Raw genomic sequence first — 14,475 nt, forward strand, 5'->3', positions numbered from 1 at the left:
TCCATCCCCCTCCTTTCAAGAGGAGATTTTTACCCTGCTTTTTTTAATGCAAAATCTTTACCAAATAGCAATTTATTGCGGATCGAAGAAATTGGGGTTTGATCCGAAATAAGTTCTGCATACCAAACTCCATCTTCAGTATCCCCAAACAACACCGCGCCAACGACCTTATCCTTTTGAATAATAATGCGTTTATAAATCTGACGTTTTTCATCATTTAAAATGATGTCTTCAAAGTCATCCTTCGGTTCAAAATTACCCGCTGAGAACACATCACAGCCACTTACCTTTAACTGTGTCGGAACAGTTGGTGCTTTGAACGTTAAGCTGCCATGCTCCGCCAAATGTGAGGCACAAATGAACGCCTGCCCCCAAAGTGGCTCAACCAAGCCAAAAGTCTGGCTACGATGTTCAATACACTCCCCCACGGCGTAAATACTTGGGTCAAAAGTCTGCATGGTGTCATTCACCAACACACCACGGTTACAGCGCAGTCCTGCACTTTGTGCAAGTGCCATGTTCGGACGAATACCAACTGCAAATACCACAAGATCCGCCTCTAGGACTGTACCGTCTTTCAAGCGAATTTGAGTGACGTGACCATCCACACCCACCAATGCTTCAGTATTGGCCTCAGTGATAATGGAGATACCCTTTTGTTCAATACTATGGCGTAACATTTGGCTAGCTTTACTGTCTAATTGACGCTCCATAATGCGATCCATCAGATGTAAAACGGTGACATTCATCCCGCGTTGTTTGAGGCCATATGCAGCTTCAAGTCCCAACAAACCACCACCGATTACCACGGCATTTTTCTTGGTCTTGCAGTAATCCAACATAGTGTTGATGTCGTAGATATCTCGGAAACTAATGACACCTTTCAAATCCGCTCCAGCAATTGGAGGAATGAACGGTTTCGAACCTGTCGCCAGGATCAAACGATCATAATCGACCACTTCGCCTTTTTCGGTATAGACCTGCTTACGAGGACGGTCAATACGTACCGCAGGATCACCCGCAATAAAACGAATGCCTTTGTCGCTATACCACGCATGTGGATGCAACATGATGTCGTCAATGGTTTTATCTCCTGACAACACTGGCGATAACATAATACGGTTATAGTTCCCCCAAGGCTCTTCACCAATCACCGTCACTTCATAACGGTCTGGTGCCATGTCGAGTAAATCTTCCAAACAACGCATCCCCGCTAGGCCATTGCCAACCAGCACCAACTTCATTTTTTCCTGAGATGCACCCGTGTTGGTGATATAGGTTTTTTGTGGTGTCGGACTAATCCACACTCGGCCATTTTCAATTTTGCTTGGAAAAACTAAAAGTTTTTGGTCTTTATCTTCCAAACAGCGTCCTGTTGCTAAACTAAAATGCTGTTTGTAAATCGGGGATGCCACCACACGCTCACCTTGTAAATCACCAATAATGCCGCGCGACATCACAAAAGCTTGGCTAAATGGGTCTTGATTGCTCAAGGCATATACCCGCTTTTCCGCGCCGACACGAAAAATAGCAATTTGCTGATGTTCAATAAGTGCACCTGCGCCAGTATTTGGCGTTAGATCATCTAGCGCACAGACATCAACCCAATCTAGCTCATTCATTTCTTTTAAAATTGTCATCATCTTGATCCTTTTTAAACTTTTTCATTCATTTAGCCCCTCTGCCTTTCCTATTAAGAGAGCACTGAAGAAAGAAGTTTGAATACCCTAATTTGTTAAGCTTCAACCACTGGAATACGGCTACGATCTCGTTCAGCCTCAGTTTTAGGACGAATCTGTCCACGAACTTCTGCAAACTGAATATGCGGATCTTGTTGTTGCTCAGCTTTGGCATTGATGAAAGTCACGAAGCGTTTACGTACTTCTGGGTCTTCAACAGCCGTACGCCATTCATCTTGATAAGTCCCCACCACATGGCTCATACGACGTTCAAGTTCTGCTGCGACACCTAGTGAATCATGAACAATCACATCTTTAAGATAATCCAAACCACCTTCCATATTGTCACGCCATACCGAAGTACGTTGTAAACGGTCTGCTGTTTGCACATAGAACATAAAGAATCGGTCGATGTATTTAATTAAAGTTTGGGTGTTAAGATCCGAAGCCAATAACTCGGCATGGCGAGGCTTCATCCCGCCATTACCACAGACATACAGGTTCCAGCCTTTTTCAGTGGCAATCACACCAACATCTTTACTTTGCGCTTCGGCACATTCACGGGTACAGCCTGAAACAGCCATTTTTAATTTGTGCGGTGAGCGCAATCCTTTGTAGCGGTTCTCTAGGAAAATAGCTAAACCAACCGAGTCATCCACACCGTAACGACACCATGTACTGCCGACACAAGACTTCACTGTACGCAACGATTTCCCATACGCATGGCCTGACTCAAAGCCCGCAGCGATGAGCTTTTCCCAAATTTCAGGAAGTTGATGAATTTGCGCGCCAAACATATCGACACGTTGTCCACCAGTGAGCTTGGTATATAAACCATATTCTTTAGCAATTTGCCCCACAGCAATCAAACCATCAGGGGTCACTTCACCGCCTGCCATCCGTGGAACTACAGAATAAGAACCATCTTTTTGAATATTCCCTAGGTAGTAGTCGTTACTGTCTTGTAGACCTGCATGGCTTGGTTTTAAAACAAAGTCATTCCAACACGACGCTAAAATATTGGCTGCTGTTGGCTTACAAATATCGCAGCCCAAACCATGACCATGTTGTTGAATCAAGTCATCAAAAGTTTTGATTTCATTGACCCGTACCAAGTGATACAGCTCTTGACGTGAGTAAGCAAAGTGCTCACAAATATGGTTATTCACGGTCACGCCTTGGCGTTGTAATTCAGACTTCAATACTTGAGTGACCAGTGGCGCACACCCCCCACAGGCAGTGGCTGCTTTGGTACATTTTTTTAGGGCACCTAGAGACGTTGAGCCCTCGGCGATTGCACTGCAAATATCGGCTTTAGAGACGTTATTACATGAGCAAATGGTTGCACTATCTGGCAATAAATCAACTCCACTGCCGCCAGATTTACTTGAGGATTGTGCATAACCCGGCATGATTAAACTTTCAGGATTTTCTGGAAGCACTAATCCATTCAGCATCATTTGTAGTAAGTCATTGTACTCTTTTGCACAGCCCACTAAAACTGCGCCAAGTAACTTGGTCTTTTCGCCGTTCACCACAATTTTTTTATAGACTTGTGTATCTTCGTCGGCATAGAAATAACTGAGTGCATTCGGTGTCATCGCATGTGCATCACCGACGGAAGCCACATCAACGCCCATCAGTTTCAACTTGGTGCTCATGTCTGCACCTGCAAATTCAGCACAAGCTTGTTCAGTGACATGTTTTGCTGCAATACGTGCCATGTCATAGCCCGGTGCCACCAGACCATAAATTTTGTTTTGCCACAGTGCACATTCACCAATGGCGTAAATATCTGGATTTGACGTTTGGCAATAATCATTAATCATGATCCCGCCACGCTCCCCGAGGGCTAAACCACTTTGACGTGCCAACTCATCACGTGGGCGAATACCCGCTGAGAACAAAATGATGTCTGTTTCAAGCTCAGAACCATCACCAAATTTCATCACATGCTTCGTCGTAGCACCTTCCTCAATTGATGAAGTCGCTTTTTGGGTATGGACTTTTACGCCTAAGTTTTCAATTTTTGCACGTAGAACCTTTCCGCCCAAGTCATCAATTTGAACCGCCATAAGACGCGGTGCAAACTCAACGACATGGGTTTCCAAGTTTAGATCCCGTAGCGCCTTAGCGGCTTCTAGGCCCAATAAACCGCCACCAATTACCACACCTGATTTCGCATTAAGACTTGCAGCACGAATCGCATCTAAGTCTTCAATGGTTCGGTAGACAAAGCAGTTCTCACGGTCATTACCCGAAATAGGCGGAACAAAAGCATATGAGCCTGTTGCCAAGATTAATTTGTCAAAACTAAGAACATCACCATGATTCGTCGTCACCGTTTTATGGCTTTGATCAATTGCAACTGCTTTGGTATTCAAACGTAAATCAATGCCATAAGCATCAGCAAAATCTGCACGACAAAGGGTTAAATCCTTTGCTGATTTACCACTGAAATATTCAGTCAAATGTACGCGGTCATAAGCCAAGCGCGGTTCTTCGGCCAAGATGGTAATTTCAACATCATCACCCACATGTTCGAGTACTGATTCGATAAATTTGTGGCCGACCATGCCATGACCAATCATGATGATTTTCATATTCTTTCTCCGCAATATTTCATTTGTTCTGCCTGAGCCTTGAGGCTTGGGTTTAATCTCTATATTTAGTTTTGCGCTTCAGCAATGCTACGATCATGTACCGCTTGTTCGAATAAGCGCTGTTCCTTTTCTTTATGCTCAACAGAGAAACGAATCATGAGAACAAAACTTGCAGCGATGACCACCAAGCCACCTAAAATCATCAGTGTGGTTTGAATATCCAACATACCTTTGAGTAGGAAACCTGCTGCCACTGCACCCACATTACCCCCTGCGCCAATAATGCCTGCCACACCACCCAAGGCATCACGATCAATGAAAGGCACCAAAGCGTAAGTTGCACCACATGCCATGTGCGTGAACAATGCAAAGACTGTCATTGCGAGAATCGCAAAGATAGGGGTATTCATTTGAGAAAATAGGACGAGGAAGAGACCTTCCAGCAAAATCATGCCGAACAACACTTTGGTACGACCATCAAGCCCTTTTTTGGTTGCAACTTTGTCTGACACAATGCCGCCCAGAGCACGAGCGAACAATGCCAGTAAACCGAAAATACCTGCCGCCATCCCTGCTTCTTTTAAACCAAAGCTAAAGTGGTCAACGTAGTACATCGCGACAATGTTATGAATAAAAATTTCAATCCCGAAACACGCGGCATAGGCACCAAATAGAATCCAAACACGGTAGTTTTTCGCAGCATGCATCAGAATTGCTACACCACCTTTTTTATCTGAACCAACACTTACACCCTCTGCACGAAGTTCTTTGAAGTTGCCTTGTGGGCAGTCTTGGGTAAATTTCCAATACATCAAACCCACGATCAGCATCAAGACACCCGGAACGATCAGTGCAATTCTCCAGCCCATTGCTTGCTCTACACCAAACATCACCAAGGCACCGAGCATCAATGGCATAAGCACTTGTGTTGCGCCACCGCCTGCATTACCCCAGCCTGCTGTCGCTGCGTTTGCAGTCCCGACTACGTTTGGTGCAAACATAATGCTGGTGTGATACTGAGTGATGACAAAGCTTGCCCCAATCGCACCAATCAATAGACGCAACAACAAGAAGGATTCATAGCTATTTGCACACGCGACTCCAAAGACTGGAATGCTGCCGAGTACAAGAAGTGCGGTATAGGTTTTACGCGGGCCGTATTTATCACACAATGGCCCCACAATAAGACGAACTAAAATGGTGATGGCTACAGCAGCAATATTAATATTGGCAATTTGATCTTTGGTTAAATGAAATTCACCCGCAATCACTGGCATCAGCGGAGCACAAGCGAACCAAGCAAAGAAGCAGACAAAAAAGGCGAGCCAACTCATGTGGAAGGCTCTCATTGCTGCGCTGTTAAAACTGAAAAGACTTATTTTTGTTGCTTTTTTAGCATGTAAATTTGAAGACATAACCTTCTCCAGACTGAACTGAGCGTATAGTTTTTCTACAGCACAAACACTTGGGATGTAGAAGCGATCAGAACGGACGTCGTTGGCCGTCTTACAAATTTGATTTAGAGTCGTCTTTGACTCATCCGGGATAATGCAACGAGTGTGCCAACACTTGCAATTAAATCTTAACCTGTTGTATTTTAATATTTTATTTAAAATACAATTCTATATTACGATATAAGCAGCTCTTTTTATTTTTAAAGCACAACAGCTAATTTTTCCGACTTTTTAAAACCCTGCTACCTCTTGGTGCATTTTGCATTATCGATGAGCATCTGTTTTCTCAAATAAACGACATTGCTTTGTTCTAAGCACGACATCTAGAAATTCGCCCTTAGATGTACAAATCGACTGAGAACATCAACACTTCAATTTACTGAATCCATATCCGTAAACTCTTTCATTAAAACTCCGATCACAACATATGCAACATGCATACTTTGTCTGTAATCGCGACCATAAAGATTGACTGCCTGATTCGAGATAAAGCTGGCATTTTTTAAGTTTGGCATTTAAATTGCTTGTACACTTTTAGATCTCATTTTCAGGTTTTCCTGAGCACTGTACAGTATGCCTAAACTGAAAATTGCATTGATTGATGACAATCAAGAACGCGCACAATATATTCGAAGTTCCCTCATCGAACATGATTTTGATGTTGTTGCCTGCCTGATTATCGATCACATCAATATTAGCCGTCTTAAACAATTAAGTGCTGACGTCATTTTGTTAGATATGGACCATCCGCAACGTGACATTATTGAAAGCTGTGTAAGTCAATTTAACCTACCCACTGTTTTATTTACAAAAAATAGCCATAAAGACACCATTAAAAGTGCCATAGATGCTGGAGTGACGGCTTATATAGTGGACGGGATCGATCCTTCAAAGTTAGAAAATATTTTAGAAATCTCGATCGAGCAGTTTCGTAAACACAAAAAGTTGCTCACAGACTTACAAGACACTAAAAATAAACTGGCTGACCGTAAAGATGTGGAGCGTGCAAAAGTCTTGCTGATGCAATTACATGGACTATCTGAAGATGATGCTTTTCAATTGCTGCGTAAAAATGCCATGAGCCACCGGATGACCATCGGTGAAATGGCAAGACGTCTGTTGGATGCTCAACAGCTTTTACAATCTCAACTCAAGGACTAAGTCATGGCTCAACTCGAAAAGTCACAACTTCATCTGGGCTATATTCCACTTTTAGACTGTGTTCCTTTACTGTGGGCTAAACAACGCGGTTTTTTTGAGGAAATAGGCTTAGACGTAAGCTTAGTGAAAGAAGCGTCTTGGGCAAGCTTAAGAGATCGTTTGGCTTTTGGTTTCCTAGACGCCGCACATTGTTTGTCTGCCATGTTGCCTGCTGCTGCACTCGCTCAAGATCAACTCGGTATTCCGCTACAAACCCCTCTCGTATTAAGTTATAACAGTGCTTTTATCAGCTTAAGCCAAAAACTATGCTATGCGCTCGATATCAAAAAAACTGACGAAGCAGCCACCACTGCACTGAAATTTTTTAGCGCCATGCAGCATGAACAGTATCTTCCGATTGCCCATGTGTTTAAGCAGTCTATTCATCATTATTGTTTACGTGAGTGGTTGGCGTTGGCCAATACTGAATTTGCCAAACGCGTACATCTCCGCACTTTACCGCCGCCCTATATGGTGGAAGCCATTTCAAATCAATTGATCGATGGTTTTTGTGTTGGGGAACCTTGGAACACGCAAGCGGAAATTCAAGGCTATAGCCAAATCATTGCGACTGGCTCAGAAATTATTCCTCGCGTCGCAGACAAAGTACTGGCTGTGACTCAAGAATGGGCTATCTCCAATCCCAATACACTTGCAGCCCTCGTCCAAGCCATCCAAAAAGCACAAGTTGAACTTAAACAGATGCAGGATCTTGAACCGGTTTGGCAAGTCTTGGTCGATTACAACATCATTCGCTTTGCGTGTTCAGCAAGTGTTCACGTCGAAAAATATCATCTGATTCAGAACATCATTCGTGGTTTTATTCCAGAACAAGCCCAGCCTCAAGTTTCGGATTTTGTTTGGCTCACACAGCAAATGCAAAAATGGGATAATATAAATTTAGATAGTGATGAAATTCACAGCATTAGTGAAAATTGCGTCCTTTAAACAAATACTTGATTTTTAAATTATTACTATATGTTACTTGATACGTAATTACGCACCATTTTAAAACATTTATTCTGAAAAATATTTTGAAGTAAATCTATGATCTAACTTTACTGCCACTTTATTGGGCATTTTTCTTTAGCTTCCATTTATCTGAGCGTGCTATTTACTCATGCGAAAAGCACGCTAATATCTTTTAAAACATGAAAACAATAGATAAATAATATTCATCACAACTTCTTTTTTAAACGTCAAACTAACCCAAGGACAGCGGGGTGTATTATGTTTACCGAGGAAAATCGACATGTTTCTTTATTACATGCGATTAACAAAATACTGATTAAAGACTGGGATCCACTGCGGATCTATCGTAATCCTGCACTACAAGATGAATATGAGGAATACTTACCCAGTTTATTTCGGTTCATTTGTGAACAAGCCAGTGAAACTGAAATTTTTGAATATTTATGGTGGGTGGAAAATAAGGTTATGGAAGTCAAAGGGAATAAGACCCATACTTTAAAAATTGCACATTTGTTGAAAGATCTACAGGAAGACTAAGCTGATTTTACGCCTATAAATGCTCAATCAAATCGGTCACCATGTTGCTGTTGACGCAATACTCTTAAGTCTGCAAGCCCGGTATAAATTTCTGCTGCAATCAGGTCTCGGAACTGCTGTAGTTGTTCTAGGTTTTCAATATGCATCAAACTTTGTTTAGGCATAAACTTGAAATAAAAAGGCAAGCGTTTCGGAATCAAATGTTTCGGCAAAGATGGAATCACCTCCCCTTTACGCAATAAGCGATTTAACTGCGGCACTTGTAGCAACTTTTGAAAATATTGGTGCTGAACCACTTTATTTGCATCAAACCCAATATCAAAGACTTCATCTCCACCCAAAGCGGCAAAGGGTACAATGTCATAGCCAAATTCTTGAGCGAGTTTTAAAAAGCCGTAGCGCTGTTTCCAAATCAGTTGGTACTGTTCGCCCTCACGTTTTAGAACTTCGCGTCCGCCACCAGGAAAAACCAAAATGGAATAGCCTTGTTGCATAGCTTCACGTACATAGGCTGGAACGCCATCGACCGCACCAAATTTTTTCACCACACTGCGCCACAGTGGCAAATAAAAATGGCTATGATCAGCAATACTGACCACAGCCACTTGATGTTCATTGTAGAGATAATCAATCAACAGAGGTGAATCGAGTACACCATATAAGGAATGATTTCCTACATACATTGCAGGTTGTGATGCATCTAACCGTTCGGCACCGATAAATGTCGGTGTGAAATAAACTTTGGATAAAGCACTCAGGCGTTTAATCCATTTTGCATCATGTTCAACCTGCAACATACGGGCTTATGCGACGTGTTTTTTCACAAGCACAGCACCAACAGAGTAACCTGCGCCGAATGAACACAAGACACCGTATTCACCATCATTGACTTGGTCTGCTGTGCGGTGCAACGCAATAATGACACCTGCTGAAGAGGTATTTGCAAATTCATCTAAAATGATTGGCACTAAATCAGGCTGAGCATTTTCTTTGCCTACGACCAGTTTCAGAATCAACTCATTCATGCTGGCATTGGCTTGGTGTAACCAAAAACGCTTCACATCAGTCGGTGCAATGTTGTTTTTCTCAAGTTGCGCTGTAATCATTTTGGCAACCAGTGGACAAACTTCTTTGAACACTTTACGACCGTCTTGAGCGAAACGATTATTTTCAATGTCTGCATCGACTTCACTTAAGTTTAGGAAACCAAAGTTATTGCGAATGTTGTTTGAGAACTGTGTGAATAAGTTAATGTCTTCTATTTCAAAACCAGTTTTGCTGTCGGTTTCTTCAATGATTGAAGCCGTTGCAACATCACCAAAGATAAAGTGACAATCACGTGAACGGTAGTCGGTATGACCAGAGGTGATTTCTACATTCACCAATAATACACGGCGTCCGCCCGCTTTGATCGCATCATAGGCTTGTTTAATGCCAAAGGTTGCGGCCGAACATGCCACGTTCATGTCGTAGGCATAGCCTTGAATACCCAATGCTGTTTGGATTTCAATTGCAACAGCAGGATAAGCACGCTGTAAATTAGAGCACGATAAAATTACGACATCGATATCTTCTGCAGTCACGCCTGCATTTTCCATCGCTTGTTTTGCAGCGATCACGCCCCATTCGGCTTGAATCGAGAATTCATCATTTGAACGCTCATGTAACAATGGACGTAAACGCTTCGGATCTAAGATCCCTGTTTTCTCAACCACATAACGACGCTTTACACCAGATGCTTTTTCAATAAACTCTGCGCTTGACCCACGACGGGCTTCCAACTCGCCCGAAGCAATTTTGTCAGCATTGTCTAGGTTATACTGTTCCACATAAGCATTTAAACTTTCAACTAACTCTTCATTGGTAATGATGTCTTCAGGATGATAAAGACCCGTACCTGTAATGCGGATGCCCATGTAAAACTCCTTCTTTAAATTACCTATATCTTAACTGATTCCAAGTTTTTCCCATACTTTTTGCAAGCGAGTCGGAGAAATGGGCATCTTTGTTTTCATCGGTTGAGAGAATAAAGAAATCCGAAACTCCTCAACCATGAAATACAATTCTTTAAGGCGAGTGTCATTTTTAAACTTAAATAATTTTTCCATCCACGGGTCAACTTGATCAATGGCAGAATTATCCCTCTGTAGGTTATTGGGCAGGCGCTCCAAACGCAAGACCAATGCTTTCAAATATCGAGGAAATTCAAGCCAAATGTCGGAAGATTTTACATAGACAAAGTTTGATAAGCACATCAAATCTAGCTGATCTTCAACATCATCAATATTTTTCCCAAACACAGCATCATCTAAGACCAACAGTTTTCGACGTATATCCTGCCATTGAATATAGATCTCTGTCACATCTGCCAGTGCTTTTTGCCCATGGGTCAGAAAAGTTTTTTTGACATTTGCAACCAAGTTTTCAAACTCTTGTGCATTAACAGGCAGTTCATTGATCGACATTTGCAGTGTGGCATAAACTAACATTTGCTCTAGCTGCGCCTTATCACCCAAAGGTGAATACGCCAATGCCAAAGGTTTGGAAATTTGCTTTTTCAACTGACGGACCAAATCCCCCAGTTGTACATGCACCAAACGAAGTACACCCTCACGGTGCTGTTTAATCGCCTCAGCTTGATCATTAAAGGTCTGAATCACGACACCAGACTCATCCTTTTGTTCCAATGCTGCAAATGTCTTGGTTGGCACCAAAGCTTGATACTGCTTCACCACCACACCCGTCACTTTTTGTGATGCTTCAAACACAAAATTTTCAGGGAAAATTTGGAACTCACCTTTAAGCTGTTTGACTGGACTATGAGTTTCTGTTCGACAACGCGCTTTTAACTCAGACAAATCACGACCTTGTTCAATTACACGGCCTTTGTCATCTATCACTTTAATCAGCGGCAACAAATATTGTTCAACCCGCTCAAAGCTAAAGTCTTTTTCAGTGATTTGTTCGCCACGTAACTGGAAAGCTAAAAAACTAAAAATATGCTGTTGCAAATGCATCGCATCTACTTTCGCCATTAGCTTTGCAGCCGTATCAGGAATTGGTACCAAGTGACGACGTTTATCTTTAGGCAGTGCTTTGAGTAAAGCTTCCATTAAATCCTGACGCCAGCCGGGAATGCCCCACGACCATAAGTTTTCATCCACCTGAGGCAAGGCTTGCAACGGAATTTTTACTGTTGCACCATCTTCATCATGGCTTGGATCAAAACGGTAACTGGCCGCAAGGCGCAGTTCGCCATTGCGTAAAAAATCGGGAAACTGCTGCGTGGTTGGGCGGTCGTTCATCCAAAGCGCATCATCATCGATAAATAAATAACGTGGGTTTTGCGGTTCAACCGTTGCGCGCCAGTCTTCAAAACTACGACGGCTTGCCACCTCTTCAGGAACTTTAGCCGCATAAAACTGGTAAATAGTCTCTTCATCCACCACCAAATCACGGCGGCGTAGCTTATCCTCGACCCGCTCTACTTCTTCAAGTTTAAGCAGGTTGTGTTTTAAAAATGGTGGCGTAATGCCCAAATGCCCTGTCGTCAGTGCATCTCGAAGGAAAATTTCATGTGCTGCAACATGGTCGACTTTTTCATAGTTGATTTGACGTTTCGGCTCAATAATTAAGCCAAACAATGAAATTTGGTCATAGGCATTGACCACACCTGCTTTTTTCGACCAGTGCGGCTCAAAATAGTGGTGCTTCAGCAAATCACCTGCTGCAAGCAAAATCCACTCAGGTTCAATTTTTGCCAGTGTACGAATGTAGACCTGTGAAGTTTCTACCATCTCAAAAGCCATGACCCAAGGCGTATTGGTCTTATGTAAAGTAGATGCTGGAAAAATGCGGGCCTTTTGCTGACGCACCGCCATAAACACATTGCGTTCATCGGTTTTATTGGCAATAAAAGACAACAAACCTGTTAAAAGTGCACGGTGTAAATTTTCATAACTGGCTTTTTTCTCATTAAAAGAAAGCTTTAAGCCTTTTGCCAAATCGACCAATTGCTCATGAGTTTTCTTCCACTCACGTAAACGCAACCAGCTTAAAAAGTGATTACGCGCAAAAGTACGGCGTTTGTTTTCACTCATGTCTCGGTTGGCAACCAGTGCTTCCCAAAGTTTGATATAAAATAAAAAGTCAGAGTCGGCTTCACGGAACAACGCATGTTTCTGATCCGCCTGCATTTGTTTATCTGCAGGGCGTTCACGTGGGTCTTGTACTGCCAAAGCGGCAACAATCACCAAGACTTCATTCAACACTCCAAAATGTGCCCCACCCAAAATCATACGGGCCAAACGTGGATCAATTGGCATTTTGGCCATTTGTTGACCGATTTTGGTTAATCCACCTTGTATGCCTCCTTTACCTACAGAAGAAGATGTTACGGACTGCTTTTCATCTGTAACTTTTGGCGGATTCTTATCAGACATTGCCCCAAGTTCAACCAACAACTTACGACCATCGTTGACTAAACGATGATCTGGCGGCTCAATAAAATCAAAATCTTCTAAAGCACCCAGCCCTAAACTTTGCATCTGTAAAATCACTGAAGCTAAGTTCGTTCGCTTAATTTCGGGTTCGGTAAACTCAGGGCGACTTTGAAAGTCTTCCTCAGAATACAAACGAATACATACACCTGGGGCAATACGACCACAACGGCCTTTACGCTGATTTGCCGCTGCTTGCGAAACTGCTTCAATCGGTAAACGCTGTACACGTGAACGATAGTTATAGCGAGAGATACGCGCAAAACCACTGTCAATCACATAACGAATATTGGGTACAGTCAGCGCTGTTTCTGCAACGTTGGTGGCGATAATAATACGTCGCTCACCACCCGATGGATTAAAGATTTTTTGTTGTTCAGCCAAAGCCAAACGTGCGTATAAAGTCAGAACTTCGGTATGTCGAGGCCCATGCTTTTGCAAAGTTTCTTGTAACTCTCGAATCTCTTGTTCAGTGCTGGCAAAAATAAGAGTATCTGCATGTTCAGGATGGCCTTTTTCTTGTGCATCACGAAAACATTCCTCCACAGCTTGTACGACAGCACGAGGTAGATTTTCTTCAAAGTCATCAAACTCATCATCATCACTACCGCCGATGCTCATTTCAGATACAGGACGATAACGTAGTTCGACTGGAAAGCTACGACCTTCTACTTCAAAAATAGGCGCATTGTTAAAGTACTGACTAAAACGATTTACGTCTAAAGTTGCCGAAGTAATGATGACTTTTAAGTCTTTACGGCGGGGTAAAAGCTGTTTGAGATAACCCATGATAAAGTCGATATTAAGCGAACGCTCATGCGCTTCATCAATAATAATGGTGTCATATTTATTGAGATAACGGTCATTGGTCAGTTCTGCCAGCAAAATACCATCCGTCATTAAACGGACGATAGAGTCCTGCGAACCTTGCTCATTAAAACGAACTTTAAAAGAAATTGACTCGCCAAGTTTCTCACCAACTTCTTCCGCAATACGCTGAGACACACTACGCGCAGCCAAACGACGTGGCTGTGTATGACCAATCAGACCAGTTAAACCACGACCTGCCAACATTGCAATTTGCGGTAGCTGTGTGGTTTTACCCGAACCCGTCTCCCCTGCAACGATAATCACTTGATGCTCTTGAATGGCATCAATTAACTTATCTGCATACTGCGTAACAGGCAGGTCTTGGTTAAGTTTAATATTTGGAATGCGTTCAATACGCTCTAGAACTTTTAAATGCGACTGTTCAAATAATGCTTGATATTGCTTTTCGTTGGCATCTTTTCCTTTTTTGAGTCTGTTTAAACGATGACGGTCTTTGACCATCACCAATTGCTCTATATTTAAAGGACGCTGCACAGAAAAAATACCTACATCAAAAACATCAATCGCTTAGTTTACGTGGTAATACAGCGAAGCGAAAGTACAGCATAATTTTTTAATTTTAAATTTTTTTCAAATATCCCCTTGAATTTTAAGCCTAGGGACATCATGTCTGTAAACGAGTTGCGGAATAGATGATTTT

Annotated in this window: 9 protein-coding genes; 3 read left to right on the plus strand and 6 right to left on the minus strand. The window is 42.5% G+C overall.

Annotated features, from left to right (window positions below; translation table 11 throughout):
• Nucleotides 1-29: 29 nt before the first annotated feature.
• From nirD to WH214_RS16285, 3 genes are all read right to left on the minus strand, one after another.
• The gene (gene nirD, locus WH214_RS16275) at nucleotides 30-1,640 is read right to left on the minus strand and encodes a nitrite reductase small subunit NirD (RefSeq protein WP_339422984.1); all 1,611 of its coding nucleotides are present in this window, start codon (nucleotides 1,638-1,640) and stop codon (nucleotides 30-32) included.
• A 95-nt stretch (nucleotides 1,641-1,735) separates the two neighbouring features.
• Nucleotides 1,736-4,282 (minus strand): nitrite reductase large subunit NirB, encoded by a 2,547-nt coding sequence (gene nirB / locus WH214_RS16280; protein WP_339422485.1) that lies wholly within the window; start codon nucleotides 4,280-4,282, stop codon nucleotides 1,736-1,738.
• Between the two features lie 65 nt (nucleotides 4,283-4,347).
• Nucleotides 4,348-5,697 (minus strand): MFS transporter, encoded by a 1,350-nt coding sequence (locus tag WH214_RS16285; protein ID WP_339993769.1) that lies wholly within the window; start codon nucleotides 5,695-5,697, stop codon nucleotides 4,348-4,350.
• Nucleotides 5,698-6,309: 612 nt separating this feature from the next.
• Here WH214_RS16285 and WH214_RS16290 point away from each other — a divergent pair.
• The 3 genes from WH214_RS16290 to WH214_RS16300 all read left to right on the plus strand — a co-directional run bounded on the left by WH214_RS16290 (nucleotide 6,310) and on the right by WH214_RS16300 (nucleotide 8,445).
• The gene (locus WH214_RS16290; RefSeq protein WP_339422483.1) at nucleotides 6,310-6,897 is read left to right on the plus strand and encodes an ANTAR domain-containing response regulator; all 588 of its coding nucleotides are present in this window, start codon (nucleotides 6,310-6,312) and stop codon (nucleotides 6,895-6,897) included.
• Between the two features lie 3 nt (nucleotides 6,898-6,900).
• Nucleotides 6,901-7,884, plus strand: a complete 984-nt coding sequence (locus WH214_RS16295; RefSeq protein WP_339422482.1) for an ABC transporter substrate-binding protein — start codon at nucleotides 6,901-6,903, stop codon at nucleotides 7,882-7,884.
• 282 nt (nucleotides 7,885-8,166) lie between these two features.
• Nucleotides 8,167-8,445, plus strand: a complete 279-nt coding sequence (locus WH214_RS16300) for a hypothetical protein (protein WP_004696307.1) — start codon at nucleotides 8,167-8,169, stop codon at nucleotides 8,443-8,445.
• A gap of 23 nt (nucleotides 8,446-8,468) precedes the next feature.
• On the opposite strand, the gene WH214_RS16305 is transcribed toward WH214_RS16300, so the two are convergent.
• From WH214_RS16305 to hrpA, 3 genes are read right to left on the minus strand one after another with little or no spacing between them, the layout of a single operon-like run.
• Nucleotides 8,469-9,242, minus strand: a complete 774-nt coding sequence (locus WH214_RS16305) for a 1-acyl-sn-glycerol-3-phosphate acyltransferase (protein WP_339422481.1) — start codon at nucleotides 9,240-9,242, stop codon at nucleotides 8,469-8,471.
• 6 nt (nucleotides 9,243-9,248) lie between these two features.
• Nucleotides 9,249-10,361: a beta-ketoacyl-ACP synthase III gene (locus tag WH214_RS16310; protein ID WP_339422480.1), complete on the minus strand. Its 1,113-nt coding sequence runs from the start codon at nucleotides 10,359-10,361 to the stop codon at nucleotides 9,249-9,251.
• 30 nt (nucleotides 10,362-10,391) lie between these two features.
• A complete protein-coding gene (gene hrpA / locus WH214_RS16315) occupies nucleotides 10,392-14,309 on the minus strand; it encodes an ATP-dependent RNA helicase HrpA (protein WP_339422479.1) in 3,918 nt (1,305 codons plus the stop codon).
• Between the last annotated feature and the right edge of the window lie 166 nt (nucleotides 14,310-14,475).

The sequence above is a fragment of the Acinetobacter sp. MYb191 genome (assembly GCF_037572605.1).
Taxonomy (GTDB): domain Bacteria; phylum Pseudomonadota; class Gammaproteobacteria; order Pseudomonadales; family Moraxellaceae; genus Acinetobacter; species Acinetobacter johnsonii.